Origin of the sequence: Streptomyces sp. NPDC007945 (assembly GCF_042958885.1) — a bacterium.
In the GTDB taxonomy this organism is placed as follows: domain Bacteria; phylum Actinomycetota; class Actinomycetes; order Streptomycetales; family Streptomycetaceae; genus Streptomyces.
The window spans coordinates 193370-215207 of the sequence record NZ_JBIBJV010000002.1; the positions used below are offsets into that span (position 1 = coordinate 193370).

A 21838-nucleotide genomic window follows, 5' to 3' on the forward strand; every position below is an offset into this window, starting at 1 on the left:
GGGTCCTAGAGGAAGTAGAGGCGGTTCAGCGAGACGGAGTCGGCCGGCTCGGAGCGGATCGGGGAGCCGTCGAGCGAGACGAGGCCGGTGCGGTCGTCCACCTGGACGTCGCCGACGCGGGAGTTGAGGAGGAGGTCGGCGGGGCCGATCCCCCGGGTGCCGCGCACCGGGACGCGGCGGCGCCGGGTCGGCAGCCGGTCGCCGCCGAGGTCGACGGCGGCCCGGGCGACGAAGGCGACGGAGAGCTCGGCGGCGGTGGCGCCGTGGCCGCCGAACAGCGGGCCGAGGACGAGCGGTTCGCAGGTGTCGGTGGCGGCGTTGGGGTCGCCCGTGACGCCCCAGGCGGGGAAGCCGGCCTTCAGCACCATCTGCGGCTTGGCGCCGAAGTACTCGGGCCGCCACAGCACGAGGTCGGCCATCTTGCCGACCTCGACGGAGCCGATCTCGTGGGCGAGGCCGTGGGCGATGGCCGGGTTGATGGTGAGCTTGGCGAGGTAGCGGAGCACGCGCGCGTTGTCGTCGTGCGCGCCGTCGCCGTCCAGCGGGCCGAGTTCGGCCTTCATCTTCCCGGCCATGGCGAAGGTCCGGCGTACGGTCTCGCCGGCCCTTCCCATCCCCTGCGCGTCGGAGGAGGTGATCCCGATCGCGCCGAGGTCGTGCAGGACGTCCTCCGCGCCCATCGTCCCGGCCCGGATCCGGTCGCGCGCCATGGCGGCGTCGCCGGGGAGGTCGGTCTTCAGGTCGTGGACGGAGACGATCATCCCGTAGTGCTCGGCCACCGCGTCGCGGCCGAAGGGCAGGGTGGGGTTGGTGGAGGAGCCGATGACGTTCGGCACGCCCGCCATCTTCAGGACGTTGGGGACGTGCCCGCCGCCGCAGCCCTCGATGTGGAAGGCGTGGATCGTACGGCCTTCCAGGACGGCGAGGGTGTCCTCCACGGACAGGCACTCGTTGAGGCCGTCCGAGTGCAGGGCGACCTGCACGTCGTGCTCCTCGGCGACCCGCAGCGCGGTGTCCAGGGCACGGGTGTGGGCGCCCATGTCCTCGTGCACCTTGAAGCCCGAGGCGCCGCCCTCGGCGAGGGCCTCGACGAGCGGTGCCGGGTCCGAGGAGGAACCGCGGGCGAGGAAGCCGATGTTGACGGGCCAGGCGTCGAAGGCGGCGAAGGCGTGGCGCAGCGCCCAGGGCGAGTTGACGCCGACGCCCCAGACGGGGCCGAACTCCTGGCCGATGATCGTGGTGACGCCGCTGGCGAGCGAGGCCTCCATGATCCGGGGCGAGAGCAGGTGGACATGGGTGTCGACGGCGCCGGCGGTGGCGATGAGGCCCTCGCCGGAGACGATCGAGGTGCCGGTGCCGACGACGACGTCGACGCCGTCGAGGGTGTCGGGGTTGCCGGCCCGGCCGATGCCGGAGATCCGGCCCTCGCGGATGCCGATGGAGACCTTGCGGATGCCCTGGACGGCGTCGATCAGCAGGACGTTGCTGATGACGACGTCGCAGGTCTCGCGGACGGCCGCGGCCTTGAGGTGGAGGCCGTCGCGGGCGGTCTTGCCGAAGCCGGCGAGGAACTCGTCGCCGGGCTTCTGGGAGTCGGCCTCGACCCGGACGACGAGCCCGGAGTCGCCGAGGACCACCCGGTCGCCGGCCCGCGGGCCGTGCACGGAGGCGTACTCGTACGGGTCCATCAGTCGTCCTCCTTCGGGGCCGTGACGCCCAGGTAGCCGCAGGCCGCGGCGCGCCGCAGGGCCTCCTCCTTGGCGCCGGGCGCGTCCAGCGGCCCGTCGACGAGGCCGGCGAAGCCGATGGCGACGCGGGCGCCGCCGATGGGCACGAGCCCGACCTCGGCGGCGCCGCCCGGGTCGAAGCGGAAGGAGGCCCCGGCGGGGATGGCGAGGCGCATGCCGTAGGCGGCGGCGCGGTCGAAGTCGAGGCGCGGGTTGGCCTCGAAGAAGTGGAAGTGGGAGGTGACGCTGACCGGGACCGTCGCCGTGTTCCGCACGGGGAGGGTGAGCGCGGGCTCCTGCTCGGGGTGGCCGGGGCCGGGCAGCAGGGCGCCGGGCGCGCCGGCGCCGAGCGTGCCCCCGCCGATCGGGTCGGTGACGACGGCGAGCCGGGAGCCGTCGTCGAAGACGGCCTCGACGTGGACCTCGGTCACCACGTCGGCGACGCCGGGCAGGACGTCGTCGGGGCCGAGGACGGAGCGGGCCGCCTCGATGGCCTCGGCGAGCCGCCGGCCGTCGCGGGCCGCCTCGCAGACGGTGTCCGCGACGAGGGCGGTCGCCTCGGGGACGTTGAGCCGCAGCCCGCGGGCCCGGCGGGCCCGGGCGAGTTCGGCGGCACCGAAGAGCAGCAGCCGGTCGCGCTCCGTGGGGGTCAGTCGCACGTCATGCACCTCCTGTTTGAGCGACACTCTAAATGCTGGACGGAGTGCTTCCAAGTATTGACGTGCCCGTCAGGCACAGGTCACATTGAGCGCCACTCAAAAGCATCCCTTCCGCTCCCCCGGAGGTCCCATGGCGACGATCGAACAGCGCGGAGTCGACACCATTCCCGAGGCCGAACGCACCAGCGGTCCCCGCGACCTCGTCGCGATCCTGCTGGGCTCCAACCTCTGCCTGGGCGTGATCGTCTTCGGCTGGCTGCCGGTCTCCTTCGGTCTCGGCCTGTGGGGCTCGGTGACCTCCGTGCTCGCCGGCACCCTGGTCGGCGTGGCCGTGACCGCCCCGCTGGCGCTGGTCTCGCTGCGGACCGCCACCAACCTCTCCACCTCCTCCGGCGCCTTCTTCGGCGTCCGCGGCCGGCTCGTCGGCTCGGTGGTGGGGCTGCTGCTCTCGCTCGGCTACACCGCCCTGACCCTGTGGATCGGCGGCGACGTCGTCGTGGGCGTGCTCGCCCGCCTCACCGGGGCCTCCACCGGGGACGGCGCGCACGCCGTCGTCTACGCGCTGCTCGCGGCCTGCACGGCGGTGGGCGCGGTGTACGGATACCGGCTGCTGCTGCGGCTCAGCAAGGCGCTCGCCGTGGGCATGACCGCGCTCCTGGCGCTCGGGCTCGTCGCGTACGCCGGCGATCTCACCGCCGCGCCCGCGCCGGACACCCCGTACCTGCTCGGCTCCTTCTGGCCGACCTGGCTGCTCTCGGCGGTCGCGGCCGGCCTCAGCGGTCCGGTCGCCTTCATCACCCTGCTCGGCGACTACACCCGCTACGTCTCCCCCGCCCGGCACAGCGCCCGGACGGTCCACCGGGCCACCTGGCTCGGCCTCCTCGTCGGCCTGCTCGTCCCGCAGCTCTTCGGTACGTACACGGCGCTGGCCGCCCGCGCGGGCCTCGACTACGCGGGGCCGCTGGTCGCCGTCTCCCCCGGCTGGTACCTGGTCCCGCTGCTGCTGGCGGCCACCGCGGGCTCGGTCGGCAACGCCGGTCTGATGCTGTACTCGATGGGCCTCGACCTGGACGCGATCCTGCCCCGGGCCACCCGGGCGCGGGCCACCGTCGTGGTCGCGGCGGTCGCCACCGGCTTCGTCTTCCTCGGCCACTTCGCCTCGGACGCCCAGTCGGCGATGACCTCGTTCGTCCTGCTCCTGACGGCGATCGGGACGCCGTGGGCGGTCATCACCCTCATCGGGCACGCGCGCTGCCGAGGGGAGTACGACCGCGAGGCGCTCCAGGTCCACAACCGGCGCTCGCGCGGCGGGATCTACTGGTACGCGGCCGGCTGGCACCCGCGCGCCACCGCCTCCTGGGCACTCGGCGCGGCGGTCGGCCTCGCGGCCGTCTCCACCCCGCTGTACGAGGGTCCGCTGCTGGCCCTGACCGGCGGGATCGACTGCAGCTTCGTGCTGTCGGGCGTGGTGGGCGGCGCGCTGTACGCCGCCCTGACGCCGCGCGGGGCCTCCGGGACCGTGACGACGGCCCCGGAGGTCCGGGCGGCGACGGAGTGACTACCGGCCGAGCTCGTGCATCCAGCCGCGGGTGTCCTCGGCCTTGCCGGTCTGGATGGCGAGGAGCGCCTCGCGCAGCTTCATCGTGACCTCGCCGGGCTCGCCGCCCGACTGCCGCCACTCGCCCCGGGCGGACTTGACCGTGCCGACCGGGGTGATGACGGCGGCGGTGCCGCAGGCGAAGACCTCGGTGAGGGTGCCGTTCTCGGTGTCGGCCTGCCACTGGTCGATGGAGACGCGGGCCTCCTCCACCTCGTGGCCGAGGTCGGCGGCGAGCTTGAGGAGGGAGTCGCGGGTGATGCCCTCCAGGATCGAGCCGCTCAGGCTCGGGGTGACGATCTTGTTCCCGTACACGAAGTACAGGTTCATGCCGCCGAGCTCCTCGACCCACTTGTGCTCGACCGCGTCGAGGTAGCAGACCTGGTCGCAGCCCTTGGCGGCCGCCTCGGCCTGCGCGAGCAGGGAGGCCGCGTAGTTGCCGCCGGTCTTGGCGTCGCCCATGCCGCCGGGGACGGCGCGGACGCGGTCCTCGGAGGCCCAGATGGAGACCGGCTTGACGCCGCCGGGGAAGTACGGGCCCGCCGGGGAGGCGATGACGACGAAGAGGTATTCGTTGGCCGGGCGGACGCCCAGGCCGACCTCGGTCGCGATCATGAACGGGCGCAGGTAGAGGGACGCCTCGCCGCCGTGCTCGGGGACCCAGGCCTCGTCCTGGCGGACCAGCGCGTCACAGGCCTCGATGAAGGTCTCGACCGGCAGTTCGGGCATGCCGAGCCGGTGCGCGGAGCGCTGGAAGCGGCGGGCGTTGGCGTCGGGACGGAAGGAGGCGACCGAGCCGTCGGGCCGGCGGTACGCCTTCAGCCCCTCGAAGATCTCCTGGGCGTAGTGGAGGACGTTGGTCGCCGGGTCGAGGGAGAGGGGGCCGTACGGCACGAGCTGGCCGTCGTGCCAGCCGCGGCCCTCGGTCCAGCGCACGGTGACCATGTGGTCGGTGAAGTGGCGGCCGAATCCCGGGTCGGCCAGGATCGCCGCGCGCTCCGCGTCGGACAGCGGGCTGGAGGAGGGCTTGAGCTCGATCGTCGTCATGGGTGCTTGTCCTTCACCGGTTGTGTGTGTCGGACCGCGCCCGCGCACGCCCGGCATGACTGCTAGGACGTCCGAGCTTTCCCGCATGTGGCGGCCCACGTCCGATTATCGCGCGTGGGAACCCGGGTACGAAAGGCGGGTGAGGCGGTCCGGGGTCGATGGCGGCACCCCGCGACCGTACGAGAGCAGCCGCCGGGTGCGTGGGAGACCCGGCGGCTGCTGAGTGGTGTCAGTGACGCGCGGGTCAGCTCGCTACTCGCGCGGCGAGCGCGTCGCCGATCTCGTCCGTCGTGCGGGCGACCTTGCCGGCGGTGCCCCGCTCGGTGAGGTCGGCCTCGACGGCCGCCTCGACGCGGGCGGCCTCGGCCTCGTAGCCGAGGTGGCGCAGCAGGAGGGCGACGGAGAGGACGGTGGCCGTGGGGTCGGCCTTGCCCTGGCCCGCGATGTCCGGCGCGGAGCCGTGGACCGGCTCGAACATGGACGGGAAGTCGCGGCTCGGGTTGATGTTGCCCGAGGCGGCGACGCCGATGCCGCCGGAGACGGCCGCGGCGAGGTCGGTGATGATGTCGCCGAAGAGGTTGTCGGTGACGATGACGTCGAAGCGGGCCGGGTCGGTGACGAGGAAGATCGTCGCCGCGTCGACGTGCAGGTAGTCGGTGGTGACCTCGGGGAACTCCTGGGCGACCCGGTTGAAGGTGTCGGTCCAGAGGTGTCCGGCGAAGGTCAGCACGTTGTTCTTGTGGACCAGCGTCAGCTTCTTGCGCGGGCGGGCCTGGGCGCGGGCGAAGGCGTCGCGGACCACGCGCTCGACGCCGAAGGCGGTGTTGACCGAGACCTCGGTGGCGACCTCGTGCTCGGTGCCCTTGCGGATGGTGCCGCCGTTGCCGGTGTACGGGCCCTCGGTGCCCTCGCGGACGACGACGAAGTCGATCGCGGGCTGACCGGCGAGCGGGGTCGCGACACCGGGCAGCAGCTTGGAGGGGCGCAGGTTGACGTGGTGGTCGAAGGCGAAGCGCAGCTTCAGGAGGAAGCCGCGCTCCAGGACGCCGGACGGGACCGAGGGGTCGCCGATCGCGCCGAGCAGGATGGCGTCGTGCTTCTTGAGGGAGTCCAGGTCGGCGTCGGTGAGGGTCTCACCGGTGGCGTGGTAGCGCCGGGCGCCGAAGTCGTACTCCTCGGTCTCCAGCTTCACGTCCTGGGGAAGCACGGCCGCGAGGACCTTGAGGCCCTGGGCCACGACCTCCTGGCCGATGCCGTCGCCGGGAATGACTGCGAGATCGATGCTGTGAGACATGGCGGCACCCTACTCTTCGTCCCATCGACTGACACGGCACGTCCACCATGTGGACGAACGGACAGGTGCGCGGGGGACGGGCGGACGGTCAGTGGCCGGTGGAGCCGCCGTTGTCGCGGCGGTCGAGGGCGCGCTGGAGGGCGGCGGCGGCGTTCTGCCGGGCCTCGTCGCTGGGGCGGGCGGCGGAGTGGCGGACGCGGGGGGCGGTCTGGACGGCCATGGGGAATCGACTCCTTGAGATCAGTGGTGATCCGGGCGTGCGGAGATCAGTGGTGATCGAAGGCGCCGGAAGGGGCGGGGAGCGCCGCCGCAGGGGTTGCCTGCACAGGGGCATCGCGCTCTCGGCCGCCATTCGCTGATGAAGCGAGACGTTCGGCTCCTACAAAGCTAGGACAGCGAACCGCTTCTGTCTCCACAGTTACTCGGACTTCCTACTATCTGAGACGCCCGCTTTCGCACGGTCAGCACCTCACCACGACTACATAGCTTGCGTTCCTACCTAGGTGGTGATGCAATGCGACTATGGCCGCAGACCGCAGATCCAGCTGGCTCAAGGGAGTCCTCGACCTGCTCGTCCTCTCCCGCCTGACCGACGGGGAGAGCTACGGGTACGAGATCGCCAAGGCGCTCGCCGAGGCGGGACTCGGGGAGATCAAGGGCGGGACGCTCTATCCCGTGCTGAACCGCCTGGAGGAGGCCGGCCTGGTGGAGGCCGAGTTCCGGGCCGCCGAGCGCGGACCGGGCCGCCGCTACTACCGGCTGACCCCGCTGGGGTGCGAGCGCCTCGCCGCGGAGAGCCGGGCATGGCGGGAGTTCCACCGCACCGTCGACGCCGCGCTGCACGACACCGCGCCGCACGACACCGCGCCGCCGGACACGGCACCGACGGACACCGCACCGCCTCCGGGCGGAGGCACCGCATGAACGATCCAGGGGGAAGCACCACATGACCGACGACGACTACTTCACCGAGGTGGCCGGGGCCCTCGCCGCCGGCGGGGTCCCGGCCCCGCAGATCGAGGCCACCGTGGAGGACCTGCGGGCCCACCTCGCCGAGACCGGCGCCCCGCCCGAGGAGGAGTTCGGGCCCGCCGCCGTGTTCGCGGCCCGGCTCGGCGGACGGGCCCCCGAGCCGGACGCCCCCGACGAGGCGGCCGAGCACTGGACGTGGACCGCGGACATCTTCAACGACCGGCGGATGCTGGCGGTACACGGCGCCCAGGGCTGGGAGGTCGTGTCCCTCGACCCCCTCGGCCGCTTCGTCTGCCGCCGCACCCCCGGCACGGCGCTCCGCTGGGAGTACCGCCGCGAGGTGATCGCCGGCCGCCGGCGCGCCCGGGTCGAGGGCGCGCTGACACCCGAGGGCTGGGAGCTGTGCGGCGAGTGGCTCGTGTACGGCTACTTCAAGCGGCCGGCCGCGGCGACGGCCGGGCCCGCGGGCGCGGTGGCGGCCCCGCCGGCCGCCCCGCGCCAGTGGCTGTTCCTGAGCCGCCGCGGCAAGGCGGCGCTCGCCGTGTGGATGCTCCTGATGGGCGGCGCGACGGTGGCGTTCTTCCTCGGCGGGCTCGGCACGCCCGGGTTCATGCTCGCCATCGCCCTGGCCTCGTCCCTCTTCGGCGTGTGGACGGCCTCCCTGGAGACGGCCGCCGGCCGCGAGCGCCAGGCCGCGGCGGAGTAGGACGGACGCGGCGGAGTAGGACGGACGCGGCGGAGCGGGACGGACGCGGCGGAGCGGGAGGGCGAGCGAATCTAACTTCTTTATAGCGCTTGACAGGTTAGGCATACCCTGATCGAATCCCGCTGTAACCGGGATCGAAAAGTTGAGGGGTTAGAAATGTTATCCGCCGCGCCCGTCCTGCCCACCCGTCACCGCACCGTCACGGTCCGAGGCCACGAGATCTTCTACCGGGATGCGGGACCGGCCGACGCGCCCGTCCTGCTCCTGCTGCACGGATTCCCGACCAGCTCGCACATGTTCCGCGACCTGATACCCCGCCTCGCGGACAGGTACCGGCTGATCGCCCCGGACCACCTGGGCTTCGGCCTCAGCGCCGCGCCGCCCGCCGACGCCTTCCCCTACTCCTTCGCGGAACTGGCCGCGCTCACGGGCGAGTTCACCGAGGCGCTCGGGCTCGACCGGTTCGCGATCTACGTCCAGGACTACGGCGCCCCCATCGGCCTGCGCCTCGCCCTCGCCCACCCCGAGCGGATCACCGCGGTCGTCACCCAGAACGGCAACGCGTACGAGGAGGGTCTCGGCGCCGAGGCCTGGGCCCCCGTCCTCGCCCTGATCGAGAAGCGCACCCCCGAGACCGAGGAGCCGGTCCGGGCCATCCGCTCCCTCGACGGCATCCGGTGGCAGTACGAGACGGGCGTCCCCGCCGCGTACCGGGACCTCCTCAGCCCGGACGCCTGGCACCACGACGCCGCCCTGATGGCCCGGGAGGGCCAGGACGGCATCCAGCTCGCCCTGATCTCCGACTACGGCTCCAACCTCGCCCTCTACCCGGCCTTCCAGGAGTGGTTCCGCACCTCCCGGGTGCCGCTCCTCGCCGTCTGGGGGGAGGGCGACGAGGTCTTCGTCCCGGCCGGCGCCGAGGCCTTCCGCCGCGACCTGCCGGACGCCGAGATCCACCTCCTGCCCACCGGCCACTTCGCCCTGGAGACCCACGCGCCGCGCGTCGCCGAACTGATCGGCGACTTCCTGCGCCGCACCGTGGGGGAATGAGTACCGCCCCCGACCCCGGCCTGGGGGGACCGGGGAGGGGGGCGGTGATCAGGGGCCGCTCACGCGGCGGGCGGGCGTCAGCCCATGTGCGGGTAGCCGTACTCGGTCGGCGGGACCAGCGTCTCCTTGATGGCGCGGGTCAGCGTCCAGCGCATCAGGTTCTGCGGGGCGCCGGCCTTGTCGTTCGTGCCCGAGGCGCGGCCGCCGCCGAAGGGCTGCTGGCCGACGACGGCGCCGGTCGACTTGTCGTTGATGTAGAAGTTGCCCGCGGCGAAGCGGAGCTTCTCCATCGTGTGCGCGGCGGCGGCGCGGTCGTTGGAGATGACGGCGCCGGTCAGGGCGTAGTCGGAGACCGACTCCATCTGCTCCAGCATCTCGTCGTACTTCTCGGCGGAGCTGTCGTCGTACACGTACACCGCGAGGATCGGGCCGAAGTACTCGGCCTTGAAGACCTCGTTCTCCGGGTCGGTGCACTCGATGACGGTCGGGCGGACGAAGTACCCCTCGGAGTCGTCGTAGGTGCCGCCGGCGACGATCGTGCAGCTCGGGTCGGAGGAGGCACGGTCGATCGCCGCCTTGTTCTTGGCGAACGAGCGCTCGTCGATCACGGCACCGATGAAGTTGGACAGGTCGGTGACGTCGCCCATCTTGATGCCGTCGACCTCGGCCGCGAACTCCTCCTTGAAGCCGTCGTTCCAGATGGAGGCCGGGATGTACGCCCGCGAGGAAGCGGAGCACTTCTGGCCCTGGAACTCGAAGGAGCCGCGGGTCAGCGCGGTCTTCAGGACGGCGCGGTCGGCGCTGGGGTGGGCGACGACGAAGTCCTTGCCGCCGGTCTCGCCGACGATCCGCGGGTAGGAGCGGTACTTCTCGATGTTGGTGCCGACCGTCTTCCAGAGGTGCTGGAAGGTCTTGGTCGAACCGGTGAAGTGGATGCCGGCCAGGTCGCGGTGGTTGAGCGCCACCTCGGAGACGGCGATGCCGTCGCCGGTGACCAGGTTGATGACGCCCTTCGGCAGGCCGGCCTCCTCCAGGAGCTCCATGAGGAGCACGGCGGAGTGGGTCTGCGTCGGGGACGGCTTCCAGACCACCACGTTGCCCATGAGGGCGGGGGCGGTGGGCAGGTTGCCGGCGATGGCCGTGAAGTTGAACGGCGTGATCGCGTAGACGAAGCCCTCCAGCGGGCGGTGGTCCAGACGGTTCCACACGCCCGGGGAGTTCGCCGGCGGCTGCTCGGCCAGGATCTGGCGGGCGTAGGCGACGTTGAAGCGCCAGAAGTCGACGAGCTCGCACGGGGTGTCGATCTCGGCCTGCTGGGCGGTCTTCGACTGGCCGAGCATGGTGGAGGCGGCCAGCGTCTCGCGCCACGGGCCGGCGAGCAGCTCGGCGGCGCGCAGGATGATCGCGGCACGGTCGTCGAAGGACATCGCGCGCCAGGCGGGGGCGGCGGCCAGGGCCGCGTCGATCGCGTCCTGGGCGTCCTGCTCGGTGGCGCCGCGGAAGGTGCCGATGACGGACTTGTGGTTGTGCGGCTGCACGACCTTGAACTCGTCGCCGCCGCCCATGCGCTTCACGCCGCCGATGGTCATCGGCAGCTCGCGCGGGTTGTCGGCCAGCTCCTTGAGCTTGGCCTCCAGACGGGCGCGCTCGGGGGAACCCGGGGCGTAGCCGTGCACCGGCTCGTTGACGGGAGCGGGGACCTGGGTCACAGCGTCCATGAGGGTCGTGACTCCTTCAAAGAGGGGGAGGTGGGCTCAGCCCTTGGTCAGGATGGAGCGGACGAAGAAGAGCAGGTTGGCCGGCTTCTCGGCGAGACGGCGCATGAAGTAGCCGTACCAGTCGGTGCCGTAGGCCGTGTAGACGCGCATGCGGTGGCCCTCGGCGGCCAGGCGGTTCTGCTCCTCGGAGCGGATGCCGTACAGCATCTGGAACTCGTACTCGTCCAGCTTGCGGCCGGCGCGGCGGGCCAGCTCCTGGCCGATGGCGATCAGGCGCGGGTCGTGGGAGCCGATCATCGGGTAGCCCTCGCCGTCCATCAGGATCTTCATGATCCGGACGTACGCCTTGTCGATCTCGGCCTTGTCCTGGAGGGCGACCTCGGCGGGCTCCTTGTAGGCGCCCTTCACGATGCGCACGCGGGAGCCGTTGGCGGCGAGGCGGCGGGCGTCCTCCTCGGTGCGGAAGAGGTAGGCCTGGATGACGCAGCCGGTCTGCGGGAAGTCCTTCCGCAGCTCCTCGTGGATGGCGAACATCGAGTCGAGGGTGGTGTGGTCCTCGGCGTCCAGGGTGACCGTGGTGCCGATCTCGGCGGCGGCGACCACGACCGGGCGGACGTTGGAGAGGGCCAGCTCGTGCCCGTCCTCCAGGGACTGCCCGAACATCGACAGCTTGACGGACATCTCGGCGCGCTCGCCGAGGCCCAGCTCCTTGAGGCGGCCGATCAGCTCCAGGTAGGCGTCCCGGGCGGCGTAGGACTGCTCGACGGTGGTGATGTCCTCGCCGACGACGTCGAGGGTGACCTCCAGGCCGCGGTCGGTCAGGTCCCGGACGATCGGGACGACGTCGTCCACGATCTCGCCGGCGATGAAGCGCGCCACGACCTGCTTGGTCCCGGGCGCTGCCGACACGAGACGGCGCATCTTGTCGCTGCGCGACGCGGCGAGGATCACGGGACCCAGCACGGGGCACCTCCAGAGGGCAAGGGTAGAACGAGGCCGTACCCGAACGAAGCGAACGAACCGGAACAGCACGGATAACCACTGCGAAACCTACGAATCGGTCCGATCGTCCGCCACCTACACCTGTCACGCATCCGTGGCCCGCCTCTCATACATCTGTCTGAGGGGGTGCGAGAATGGATCGGTGAAGGGCGATTACCAAGACCTGGTGGACGAGATCTCCGCGCTCCTCGGGGCCCCGGCGACCCTGGAGAACCGTGATTTCGGGCTGATCGCCTTCGGGGCCCACGACAGCGACGACGACAGCGCGATGGACCCGGTCCGCACCCGCTCGATCCTCACCCGCAGGTCCACCCCGGCGGTCCGCGCCTGGTTCGAGGGCTTCGGCATCACCCGGGCAGAGGGGCCGGTCCGCATCCCCGCCTCCCCGGACGCGGGCGTCTTCCGGGACCGCGTCTGCCTCCCCGTACGCCATCGGGGTGTCGTCCTCGGGTACGTGTGGCTGCTCGACGCCGAGCCGGGGCCCACGCGCGAGCAGCTCGCGGCGGCCATGGAGGTGGCCGCCCGGATCGGCGGGCTCCTCGCCGACGAGGAACGGGCCGGCGCGGACCTCTCGCGCGAGTTCGCCGCGGCCCTGACGGCCGGGCGCGGCTGGCAGAGCGAGATGGCGGTCGCGGCGCTGCGGGCGGCTCTGGGTCCCAGCGCGGACGGGGTGCACGCCGTCGTGTGCGTGACCCCGTGGCAGGGGGACGCCCCCTCCGTGCGGGCCGTCCCCGGCGTGGCGGCGGTCGCCGCCCTCCCGGACGCCGCCTCCCTCGCCCTCCTGGTACGGCTGCGCACGGCCGAGGACCCGGCCCCCGCCCGCTCGGCCGCCGAGCGGCTGCGCGGGGGCGCCCCGGCCGGGATCGCCACCCCGCGGCGGGGCCTCGCGGAGCTTCCGGCGGCCTGGCGGGAGGCGAGCACGGCGGCCCGTGCCGCAGCGGCGCAGCCGAGACTGGGCCCGGTCGCGCAGTGGGCGGGGATCGGCCCGTACCGACTCCTGGCGGCGCTCTACCACCCCGAGGTCGACCCGGTCGTGGCGCCGCTGCTGGCCCCCGCCCACACGGAACTGGCCCGCACGGCCGAGGCGTACCTCGACCACGCGGGCCAGGCGGGCCGCACGGCGGCGGCCCTGGGCATCCACCGGCAGACCCTCTACTACCGCCTGTCCCGCGTCGAGCAGCTCACCGGCCTGGACCTGGACGACGGCGAGGACCGACTGCTGCTCCACATGTCCCTGAAGTCGGCCCGGCTGTAGGGGTCTCGCGGGAGCGGCGTACGGCTCCTGGTACGCGCGGGGGCGCTGAGGTGGTCGCGGCAGCACGGCGCCCGGCCGTCGGGCTCGTGCGGGACGAGCGGCCGACGACCGGGCGCGGGGGCGTGCGTCAGATCAGGTTGACCGAGCGGGCCGAGTTGGCGCCGATCTCCGTGGAGATCTCGGCGATCACGGCGGCGGGGACGGTGTCGTCGACGGTGAGCACGACGAGCGCCTCGCCGCCCTCCTCCGTACGGGAGACCTGCATGCCCGCGATGTTGAGACCGGCCTCGCCGAGGATCCGGCCGACGGTGCCGACGACACCGGGACGGTCCTCGTAGCGCAGCACGACCATGTGGTCGGCGAGCGCCAGGTCCACGTCGTAGTCGCCGACGGCGACGATCTTCTGGAGGTGCTTGGGGCCGGCCAGGGTGCCGGAGACCGACACCTCCTCACCGCTGGAGAGGGTGCCGCGCACGGTGACCATGTTGCGGTGGTCGGGCGACTCGGAGCTGGTGGTGAGGCGGACCTCGACACCGCGCTCCTGCGCGAAGAGCGGGGCGTTCACATAGGACACGGTCTCGTCGACGACGTCCTCGAACACGCCCTTGAGCGCGGAGAGTTCCAGCACCTTGACGTCGTGCTGGGTGATCTCGCCGTACACCTCGACGTCGAGACGGGCCGCGACCTCGCCCGCGAGGGCGGTGAAGATCCGGCCGAGCTTCTCGGCGAGCGGCAGGCCCGGCTTGACGTCCTCGGCGATGACGCCGCCCTGGACGTTGACCGCGTCCGGCACCAGCTCGCCGGCGAGCGCGAGGCGCACCGAGCGGGCGACGGCGATGCCGGCCTTCTCCTGGGCCTCGTCGGTGGAGGCGCCCAGGTGCGGGGTGCAGACGACCTGGTCGAGCTCGAAGAGCGGGGAGTCCGTGCAGGGTTCCTTGGCGTACACGTCGAGGCCTGCGCCGGCGACGCGGCCCTCCTTGAGGGCCGAGTACAGGGCGGCCTCGTCGACGATCCCGCCGCGGGCGGCGTTGACGATGCGGACGCTCGGCTTGACCTTGTGCAGCGCCTCGTCACCGATGAGGCCGAGGGTCTCGGGGGTCTTCGGCAGGTGGACGGTGATGAAGTCGGCGACCTCCAGGAGCTCGTCCAGGGTCAGCAGCTTCACCCCCATCTGGGCGGCGCGGGCCGGCTGCACATAGGGGTCGTAGGCGACGATCTTCATGCCGAAGGCGGACATCCGCTGGGCGACCAGGACGCCGATGCGGCCGAGGCCGACGACGCCGAGGGTCTTCTCGCTGAGCTCGACGCCCGTGTACTTGTTCCGCTTCCACTCGCCGTTCTTCAGCGCGGTGTTGGCCTGCGGGATGTTGCGCGCGGTGGCGACGAGGAGGCCGCAGGCCAGCTCGGCGGCGGTGACGATGTTGGAGGTCGGCGCGTTCACGACCATCACGCCGGCCTTGGTGGCGGCGGACACGTCCACGTTGTCCAGGCCGACGCCGGCGCGGGCGACGACCCGGAGCTTCCTGGCGGCGGCGATGGCCTCCGCGTCGACCTTGGTCGCCGAGCGGATGAGGATGGCGTCGACGTCGGCGATCGCGGGGATCAGCTCGGCGCGGTCGGCGCCGTTGCAGTGCCGGATCTCGAAGTCCGGTCCCAGGGCGTCGACGGTGGCGGGCGACAGCTCTTCAGCGATGAGTACGACAGGTTTCGAGCTCACGTGAGTCCTCACAGAGGCAGTGCGGACGGCCGTCCCGACGGCCGCAGGCGGTGGAGGGGGCTTGCCGCGTGAAAGCGCACGACGCTGTGGGCCAGACGCGATGTTGTTGAGCAGTGTAGTGCCGCATCGGCGCACGTCGTACGCCTCATCGGAAGGATCACCCGTCCGTGGTTGGACGGGGTGTCCAAGGATGCGGCACGGGGCCGGACGACATGTCCGGCCCCGTGCCGAGAGGCTTACGCCTCCTCGTCGTTCACCCAGCTCATGAGCTTGCGCAGCTCCTTGCCGGTGGTCTCCAGGAGGTGCTTCTCGTCCTGGGTCTTGTACTCGTTGTACTTCTTCAGACCACCGTGGTACTCGTCCATCCAGTTCTTGGCGAAGGTGCCGTCCTGGATCTCGGTGAGGACCTTCTTCATCTCGGCCTTGGTGTCGGCGGTGATGACGCGCGGGCCGGTGATGTAGTCGCCCCACTCGGCGGTCTCGGAGACGGACCAGCGCATCTTCTCCAGGCCGCCCTCGTACATCAGGTCGACGATGAGCTTCAGCTCGTGGAGGCACTCGAAGTAGGCGATCTCCGGCTGGTAGCCGGCCTCGACCAGGGTCTCGAAGCCCGCCTTGACGAGCGCGGAGGCGCCACCGCAGAGGACGGCCTGCTCGCCGAAGAGGTCGGTCTCGGTCTCCTCGGTGAAGGTGGTCTTGATGACGCCGGCGCGGGTGCCGCCGATCGCCTTCGCGTACGACAGGGCGAGGGCGAACGCGTTGCCCGTGGCGTCCTGCTCGACGGCGGCGATCGCGGGGACGCCGCGGCCCTCCTCGTACTGGCGGCGGACCAGGTGGCCCGGGCCCTTCGGGGCGACCAGGGCGACGTCGACACCGGCCGGGGGCTTGATGAAGCCGAAGCGGACGTTGAAGCCGTGGGCGAAGAACAGCGCGTCGCCGTCCTTCAGGTTCGGCGCGATGGACTCCTCGTAGACCTTGGCCTGGATCGGGTCCGGGATCAGGATCATGATGAGGTCGGCCTCGGCCGCCGCCTCGGCGGGGCTGACGACGCGCAGGCCCTGCTCCTCGGCCTTCGCCTTGGACTTCGAGCCCTCGTGCAGACCGACGCGGACGTCGACACCCGAGTCGCGGAGCGACAGCGCGTGGGCGTGGCCCTGGCTGCCGTAACCGATCACCGCGACCTTGCGGCCCTGGATGATCGAGAGGTCGGCGTCGGCGTCGTAGAACAGCTCGGCCACTGGGATTCTCCTTGGTGTGCTGGTGTTGCGTCCCACCGTACGGCGGGAGGGGGACGGAAAGTCTTCTGGTCTCGTCAGGCGGAACGGTCGAGCGCCCGCAGGGACCGGTCCGTGATGGACCGGGCGCCGCGCCCTATGGCGATGGTGCCCGACTGGACGAGTTCCTTGATGCCGAACTGCTCCAGCATCTTGAGCATGGCGTCCAGCTTGTCGCTCGAACCGGTGGCCTCGATGGTGACGGCCTCGGGCGAGACGTCGACGGTCTTGGCGCGGAAGAGCTTGACGATCTCGACGATCTGGGAGCGGGTCTCGTTGTCGGCGCGGACCTTCACCAGGACGAGCTCGCGCTGGATCGCGGCGCTGGGCTCGAGTTCGACGATCTTCAGGACGTTGACCAGCTTGTTGAGCTGCTTGGTCACCTGCTCCAGGGGCAGGTCCTCGACGCCCACCACGATGGTGATGCGGCTGATGTCGGGGTGCTCGGTGACGCCGACGGCGAGGGAGTCGATGTTGAAGCCGCGGCGGGAGAACAGGGCGGCGATCCGGGCGAGGATGCCGGGCGTGTTCTCGACGAGGACGGAGAGCGTGTGCTTGGTGGACATGTCTGGGTCTCTTCCTTCTTCGCTCTGCGTGCTCAGTCGTCTTCGCCGTCGCCGAAGTCGGGGCGGACGCCCCGCGCGGCCATGACCTCGTCGTTGGAGGTGCCGGCGGCGACCATCGGCCAGACCTGGGCGTCCTCGTGGACGATGAAGTCGACGACGACCGGCCGGTCGTTGATCGCGTTGGCCTCGGCGATGACCTTGTCGAGGTCCTCCGGGGACTCGCAGCGCAGCGCGACGCAGCCCATGGCCTCGGAGAGCTTCACGAAGTCCGGGACGCGGGTGCCCTTGGCGTCCGGGTTGACGTCGTCCGGGCCGGAGTGCAGGACGGTGTTGGAGTAGCGCTGGTTGTAGAACAGGGTCTGCCACTGGCGGACCATCCCGAGGGCGCCGTTGTTGATGATGGCGACCTTGATCGGGATGTTGTTCAGGGCGCAGGTGGTGAGCTCCTGATTGGTCATCTGGAAGCAGCCGTCGCCGTCGATCGCCCAGACCGTGCGCTCGGGCATGCCGGCCTTGGCGCCCATGGCGGCCGGGACGGCGTAGCCCATGGTCCCGGCGCCGCCGGAGTTGAGCCAGGTGGAGGGCTTCTCGTAGTCGATGAAGTGGGCGGCCCACATCTGGTGCTGGCCGACGCCGGCGGTGAAGATCGTGCCCTCGGGGGCGAGCCGGCCGATGCGCTCGATGACCTGCTGCGGGGAGAGGCTGCCGTCCTCCGGCAGGTCGTACCCGAGCGGGTAGGTCTCGCGCCAGCGGTTCAGGTCGGACCACCAGGCGGTGTAGTCGCCCTTGTTGCCCTCGGTGTGCTCGGCCTGGACGGCCTGGACCAGGTCGGCGATGACCTCGCGGGCGTCCCCGACGATCGGGACGTCGGCGGCGCGGTTCTTGCCGATCTCGGCCGGGTCGATGTCCGCGTGGACGATCTTGGCGTAGGGGGCGAAGCTGTCCAGCTTGCCGGTGACGCGGTCGTCGAAGCGGGCGCCGAGGGCGACGATCAGGTCGGCCTTCTGGAGCGCGGTGACGGCGGTGACGGCGCCGTGCATGCCGGGCATGCCGACGTGCTGCGGGTGGCTGTCGGGGAAGGCGCCCAGGGCCATCAGGGTGGTGGTGACGGGGGCGCCCGTCAGCTCGGCGAGGACCTTCAGCTCGGCCGTGGCGCCGGCCTTGATCACACCGCCGCCGACGTACAGGACCGGACGCTTCGCGCCGGTGATCAGCTTGGCGGCCTCGCGGATCTGCTTGGCGTGCGGCTTGGTCACCGGGCGGTAGCCGGGCAGTTCGGTCTGCGGCGGCCAGGAGAAGGTCGTCTTGGCCTGGAGGGCGTCCTTGGCGATGTCGACCAGGACCGGGCCGGGGCGGCCGGTGGAGGCGATGTGGAAGGCCTCGGCGATGGTCCTCGCGATGTCGTCGGCCTTGGTGACCAGGAAGTTGTGCTTGGTGATCGGCATGGTGATGCCGACGATGTCCGCCTCCTGGAAGGCGTCGGTCCCGATCGCCTTGGAGGCGACCTGACCGGTGATCGCGACCAGCGGGACCGAGTCCATGTGCGCGTCGGCGATCGGGGTGACGAGGTTGGTGGCCCCGGGTCCCGAGGTGGCCATGCAGACGCCGACCTTGCCGGTGGCCTGCGCGTAGCCGGTGGCGGCGTGGCCGGCCCCCTGCTCGTGGCGGACCAGGATGTGACGGACCTTCTCGCTGTCCATCATCGGGTCGTACGCCGGGAGGATGCAGCCGCCCGGAATGCCGAAGACGGTGTCCGCACCCACCTCTTCGAGCGAGCGGATGAGGGACTGCGCACCCGTGACGTGCTCGACGGTGGGGGCGGGCGTCGCGCCGCTGCGGGGCCGCGGCTGCGGATGGTGCCCGGTGGCCTGCTCGGTCATCAGCATCTCTTCTCGAGGCGGAGGGTTTTTGCGGGGGTTCGATGGGGTTCGGCGTCGACTTCCGGGAGAACCGGTGCAACAAAAAACCCCTCGTGCCGGAAGGCAAGCGAGGGGAGCGCGTCGGGTGGTTCTCAGCCGGCCTTCAGGGGCCCGGCTTCAGCCGACGCGCTTTCCAAGTACGAGAATTCGGGTGCGCATGGCAATGACCCTCCCTCCCGGGCCGCACCACTGTCAAGTGGGTGGGACGCGCGTCTCATCATGTGAGCTGATCGGGGGAGGGATTCCGCCGCTCCCCGGACCCCTTGCCGGCCGGTACGGAGACGGCTCCGGGCAGCGGATAGTCGCCCCGGACGAGGGCGCGCCGCAGCCGGTACTCGTCGAGCGGGCCCGAGAAGGCCGTGCCCTGGGCGTGCCGGCAGCCCATGGACCGCAGGGCGAGCACCTGCTCGGGGGCGTCGACGCCCTCGGCGACGGTCTGCAGGCCCAGCTCGCCGGCGATCCGGAGCACCCCGTTGGTGATCTTGCGGAGCCGGGCGGATTCGACCACTCCTTCGACGAGTGCCCTGTCCAGTTTCAGTATGTCGACGGGGAGGCGCCGGAGGGCCTGAACGGCGACGTGTCCGCTGCCGAAGCCGTCGAGGGCGATGCGGACGCCGAGGCGGCGCAGGGCGACCAGGCGCTGCTCCAGTTCGTCGAGGGGGGTCCGCTCGCCGGTGTCGGCCAGCTCGACGACGAGGGATCCGGAGGGCAGCCCGTGCCGGGCGAGCAGGGCCTCGACGGAGCCGAGGGGCAGCGAGCGGTCGAGCAGCCGGCGGGCGGAGACCCGGACGGAGACCGGGGTGCGGTGGCCGGCCGCGGCCCGCTCGGCGGCCTGCTCGACGGCCTCCTCCAGGAGCCAGCGGTCGAGCTCCGCGGTGCGCTCGCCGCCGTCGGTGACCCGGAGGTACTCGCCGGGGGTGAAGAGGATGCCCTGGGCGGAGCGCCAGCGGGCCTGCGCGCTGACGGCGGAGACCCGGCCGGTGGCGAGGTCGACCACGGGCTGGTGGAGGAGCGCGAACTCGCCGTCGTGGAGCGCGCTGCGCAGCCGGGCGGCGAGCTCGGTGCGCCGGGCGACCTCGGCCTGCATCTGGGGGACGTACAGCTCGACCCGGTCCTTGCCGCCGGCCTTGGCGCGGTACATGGCGAGGTCGGCGTTGCGCAGCAGGTCCGCGGCGCCGATGCCGGGCTCGGCGAAGGCGACGCCGATGGACGCGGCGACCTTGACCTCGGTGCCGCCGTCGACGCGGTAGGGGCGGGAGAGGGTGAGCCGGAGCCGGTCGGCGATCTCCTGGACCTGGGTCTCGCGGGCGGTGCGGTCGCGCAGCCCGTCGCCGAGGATGAGGGCGGCGAACTCGTCGCCGCCGAGCCGGGCGGCGGTGTCCCCGGCGCGGACGGCCTCCTGGAGGCGGCGGGCGGCCTGGACCAGGAGGTCGTCCCCGGCCTGGTGGCCGAGCCGGTCGTTGACCGCCTTGAAGCCGTCGAGGTCGATGAAGAGCACGGCGGTGCCGGGGTCGGAGGAGCGGCGGCCGCCGAGGGCCTGTCCGACGCGGCGGGTGAAGAGCGCGCGGTTGGGCAGCTCGGTGAGCGGGTCGTGCTCGGCGTTGTGCTGCAACTGCGCCTGGAGGCGGACCCGCTCGGTGACGTCGCGGCTGTTGAAGATCAGGCCGCCCTGGTGGCGGTTGACGGTGGACTCGACGTGGAGCCACTCCACCCCGCCGTCCGACTCGCCCGGCCGGCCCGCGTGGCCGGAGCGGAACCGGCACTCGATGCGGGTGGTGGGCTCCTCCGCGGGCGAGGCGGCGAGGAAGCGGCGGATCTCGTGGACGACGGCGCCGAGGTCCTCGGGATGGATGAGCGCGGCCAGCTCCGAGCCGATGAGCTCCTCGGCGTCCCGGCCGTACACCCCGGTGGCGGCGGGGCTGACGTAGCGCAGGACGCCGTTGGGCGCGGCGATCATGATGACGTCGCTGGAGCTCTGTACGAGCGACCTGAAGTGGTTCTCCTTCTGGGCCAGTTCGTGGGTGAGGGCGATGTTGTCGATCAGCATGATGCCCTGGCGGACGACGAGGGCGAGGACGACGGCGCAGCCGGTGAGGACGACGACGCGGTCGACCCGGCGCCCCTCGACGACGTTGTACAGGATGCCGAGGGTGCAGACGGCGGCGGCGAGGTACGGCGTGAGGGCGGCGAGCGAGCCGGCGATGGGACGGCTGACGGGCCCCGGCGGGCGGGCCGCCGCGGTGTCCGGCGGGCGGTGGGCGCCCCAGGGCGCGTAGGCGAGCAGCAGGGAGCCGGCGAACCAGCCGGCGTCGAGCAGCTGGCCCGAGACGTAGCTGGCGCGCAGCAGCGGCGAGGTGAAGAGGGCGTCGCAGAGCACGGTGAGGGCGAGCGCGGCGATGGCGGTGTTGACCGCCGAGCGGTTGCCCGGGGAGCGCCGGAAGTGGAGGGCGAGGACCATGCTGACGAGCACGATGTCGAGCAGCGGGTACGCGAGCGACAGCGCGGCCTGGGCCACGGACTCGCCCTGGAAGTGGGCGGTGTGGGCGAGGGCGAGGCTCCAGGAGAGGGTCAGCAGGGACCCGGCGATGAGCCAGGCGTCGAGCCCCAGGCAGACCCAGCCGGCCCGGGTCATGGGCTTCTTGGCGAGGACGAGGAGGCCGACGATGGCGGGCGGGGCGAAGAGTAAGAAGAACAGGTCGGCGACGGAGGACTCGGGGACGTCCCGGCCGAGCACGACTTCGTACCAGCCCCAGACGGCGTTCCCGGCGCCGGCCATGAAGGACGAGAAGGCGAAGAGGAGCCAGGCGGGGCGGGTGCCGCCGGCCTGGGTCCCGGCGTAGAGGAAGCAGGAGACGGCGGCGGTGAGGGCGGCGGCGCTCAGCCCGAAGTCGCCCATGAACAGGGCGAGCCGGGGCGAGCCCCAGCCGAGCGCCGCGCCGGTGGTGTAGCCGGCGCAGACGAGGCCGAGGCCGATCTGCGCGAGGAGCGAGCCGGCCCAGGTGGCCCGGTGTCCGGGACCGTGGTCGGGCCGCTCGGGTCCGCGCGGCCCCGCGGGGGCGGGCCCGCGCCGCATCAGCGCGGGGGCGCCGGTGCCGCTCACCCGGCTCCCCCGCCCCGTGTCGTGTCCGAGGCCGCCGGCCTCGCCGTCCGGCGGACCGAAGGCGTGCGCGCTCCGGGCACCGGGCGCGGCGTCCGCGGCGCCGCGGGGGGCGGGCACGTCGCGCGCCGGGCGCGCCGGGGCCGGGCCGGGTGTGCCGGAGCCGTGGGCGTACGGCCCCGGGGCGGTCGGTTCGGTCCCGGGCGCCGGGAGCCGCGGCAGGCCCGCGGCGTCGGCG

At 72.2% G+C, this 21838-nt stretch carries 15 protein-coding genes and 2 pseudogenes; 5 read left to right on the plus strand and 12 right to left on the minus strand.

What is annotated here, in order from left to right; genetic code table 11:
• Window positions 1–5 precede the first annotated feature (5 nt).
• Window positions 6–1688 carry an urease subunit alpha gene (locus tag ACFZCF_RS06225; RefSeq protein ID WP_391284980.1) on the minus strand — a complete coding sequence of 561 codons (1683 nt, stop codon included), beginning with the start codon at window positions 1686–1688 and terminating at the stop codon, window positions 6–8.
• Window positions 1688–2386 (minus strand): urease subunit gamma, encoded by a 699-nt coding sequence (gene ureA / locus ACFZCF_RS06230; RefSeq protein WP_388435925.1) that lies wholly within the window; start codon window positions 2384–2386, stop codon window positions 1688–1690. The genes ACFZCF_RS06225 and ureA overlap by 1 nt, the downstream gene beginning before the upstream one ends.
• Before the next feature lie 130 nt (window positions 2387–2516).
• Between ureA and ACFZCF_RS06235 the strand changes: the two genes are divergently transcribed.
• On the plus strand, window positions 2517–3944 hold the full coding sequence (locus tag ACFZCF_RS06235; protein WP_391284983.1) for a cytosine permease: 1428 nt from the start codon (window positions 2517–2519) through the stop codon (window positions 3942–3944).
• On the opposite strand, the gene ACFZCF_RS06240 is transcribed toward ACFZCF_RS06235, so the two are convergent.
• The 3 genes from ACFZCF_RS06240 to ACFZCF_RS06250 all read right to left on the minus strand — a co-directional run bounded on the left by ACFZCF_RS06240 (window position 3945) and on the right by ACFZCF_RS06250 (window position 6544).
• Window positions 3945–5030 (minus strand): branched-chain amino acid aminotransferase, encoded by a 1086-nt coding sequence (locus ACFZCF_RS06240; RefSeq protein WP_388435931.1) that lies wholly within the window; start codon window positions 5028–5030, stop codon window positions 3945–3947.
• A 244-nt stretch (window positions 5031–5274) separates the two neighbouring features.
• On the minus strand, window positions 5275–6324 hold the full coding sequence (locus ACFZCF_RS06245; RefSeq protein WP_391284985.1) for a 3-isopropylmalate dehydrogenase: 1050 nt from the start codon (window positions 6322–6324) through the stop codon (window positions 5275–5277).
• An 88-nt stretch (window positions 6325–6412) separates the two neighbouring features.
• Window positions 6413–6544, minus strand: coding sequence for a hypothetical protein (locus ACFZCF_RS06250; RefSeq protein ID WP_268256548.1), 132 nt, complete (start codon window positions 6542–6544; stop codon window positions 6413–6415).
• 302 nt (window positions 6545–6846) lie between these two features.
• Here ACFZCF_RS06250 and ACFZCF_RS06255 point away from each other — a divergent pair.
• The 3 genes and pseudogenes from ACFZCF_RS06255 to ACFZCF_RS06265 form a co-directional block, all read left to right on the plus strand.
• Window positions 6847–7167, plus strand: a pseudogene (locus ACFZCF_RS06255) (PadR family transcriptional regulator); the annotation flags it as partial.
• Window positions 7168–7270: 103 nt separating this feature from the next.
• Entirely contained in the window at window positions 7271–8002 is a 732-nt protein-coding gene (locus ACFZCF_RS06260) for a hypothetical protein (protein ID WP_391284988.1), read from the plus strand.
• Between the two features lie 156 nt (window positions 8003–8158).
• Window positions 8159–9052: an alpha/beta fold hydrolase gene (locus ACFZCF_RS06265; RefSeq protein ID WP_391284989.1), complete on the plus strand. Its 894-nt coding sequence runs from the start codon at window positions 8159–8161 to the stop codon at window positions 9050–9052.
• A 77-nt stretch (window positions 9053–9129) separates the two neighbouring features.
• Here the strand turns inward: ACFZCF_RS06265 and pruA are convergent, their stop codons facing one another.
• Complete coding sequence (gene pruA / locus ACFZCF_RS06270; RefSeq protein ID WP_388435945.1) at window positions 9130–10770, minus strand: L-glutamate gamma-semialdehyde dehydrogenase; 1641 nt, start codon at window positions 10768–10770, stop codon at window positions 9130–9132.
• A 36-nt stretch (window positions 10771–10806) separates the two neighbouring features.
• A complete protein-coding gene (locus ACFZCF_RS06275) occupies window positions 10807–11733 on the minus strand; it encodes a proline dehydrogenase family protein (protein ID WP_189946922.1) in 927 nt (308 codons plus the stop codon).
• Between the two features lie 181 nt (window positions 11734–11914).
• Here ACFZCF_RS06275 and ACFZCF_RS06280 point away from each other — a divergent pair, with 181 nt between their 5' ends.
• Window positions 11915–13027, plus strand: a complete 1113-nt coding sequence (locus ACFZCF_RS06280) for a PucR family transcriptional regulator (RefSeq protein WP_388435949.1) — start codon at window positions 11915–11917, stop codon at window positions 13025–13027.
• Window positions 13028–13154: 127 nt separating this feature from the next.
• Here ACFZCF_RS06280 and serA read toward each other — a convergent pair whose 3' ends face one another.
• From serA to ACFZCF_RS06305, 5 genes and pseudogenes are all read right to left on the minus strand, one after another.
• Window positions 13155–14744 (minus strand): phosphoglycerate dehydrogenase, encoded by a 1590-nt coding sequence (gene serA / locus ACFZCF_RS06285; RefSeq protein ID WP_388435952.1) that lies wholly within the window; start codon window positions 14742–14744, stop codon window positions 13155–13157.
• A 236-nt stretch (window positions 14745–14980) separates the two neighbouring features.
• Window positions 14981–15982 carry a ketol-acid reductoisomerase gene (ilvC, locus tag ACFZCF_RS06290; RefSeq protein ID WP_388435955.1) on the minus strand — a complete coding sequence of 334 codons (1002 nt, stop codon included), beginning with the start codon at window positions 15980–15982 and terminating at the stop codon, window positions 14981–14983.
• Between the two features lie 74 nt (window positions 15983–16056).
• Window positions 16057–16584 (minus strand): acetolactate synthase small subunit, encoded by a 528-nt coding sequence (gene ilvN / locus ACFZCF_RS06295; protein WP_189946927.1) that lies wholly within the window; start codon window positions 16582–16584, stop codon window positions 16057–16059.
• A gap of 32 nt (window positions 16585–16616) precedes the next feature.
• Window positions 16617–18464, minus strand: a complete 1848-nt coding sequence (locus tag ACFZCF_RS06300; protein WP_388435961.1) for an acetolactate synthase large subunit — start codon at window positions 18462–18464, stop codon at window positions 16617–16619.
• A gap of 231 nt (window positions 18465–18695) precedes the next feature.
• Window positions 18696–21576 (minus strand): annotated as a pseudogene (locus tag ACFZCF_RS06305) (putative bifunctional diguanylate cyclase/phosphodiesterase).
• Between the last annotated feature and the right edge of the window lie 262 nt (window positions 21577–21838).

Coding starts and splice junctions, on each gene's coding strand:
- ACFZCF_RS06300 (WP_388435961.1), bottom strand. CDS start 18,464: ATGACCGAGCAGGCCACCGGGCACCATCCGCAGCCGCGGCCCCGCAGC.
- pruA (WP_388435945.1), bottom strand. CDS start 10,770: ATGGACGCTGTGACCCAGGTCCCCGCTCCCGTCAACGAGCCGGTGCAC.
- ACFZCF_RS06240 (WP_388435931.1), bottom strand. CDS start 5,030: ATGACGACGATCGAGCTCAAGCCCTCCTCCAGCCCGCTGTCCGACGCG.
- ACFZCF_RS06235 (WP_391284983.1), top strand. CDS start 2,517: ATGGCGACGATCGAACAGCGCGGAGTCGACACCATTCCCGAGGCCGAA.
- ilvN (WP_189946927.1), bottom strand. CDS start 16,584: ATGTCCACCAAGCACACGCTCTCCGTCCTCGTCGAGAACACGCCCGGC.
- ACFZCF_RS06250 (WP_268256548.1), bottom strand. CDS start 6,544: ATGGCCGTCCAGACCGCCCCCCGCGTCCGCCACTCCGCCGCCCGCCCC.
- ACFZCF_RS06260 (WP_391284988.1), top strand. CDS start 7,271: ATGACCGACGACGACTACTTCACCGAGGTGGCCGGGGCCCTCGCCGCC.
- ACFZCF_RS06245 (WP_391284985.1), bottom strand. CDS start 6,324: ATGTCTCACAGCATCGATCTCGCAGTCATTCCCGGCGACGGCATCGGC.
- ACFZCF_RS06225 (WP_391284980.1), bottom strand. CDS start 1,688: ATGGACCCGTACGAGTACGCCTCCGTGCACGGCCCGCGGGCCGGCGAC.
- ACFZCF_RS06265 (WP_391284989.1), top strand. CDS start 8,159: ATGTTATCCGCCGCGCCCGTCCTGCCCACCCGTCACCGCACCGTCACG.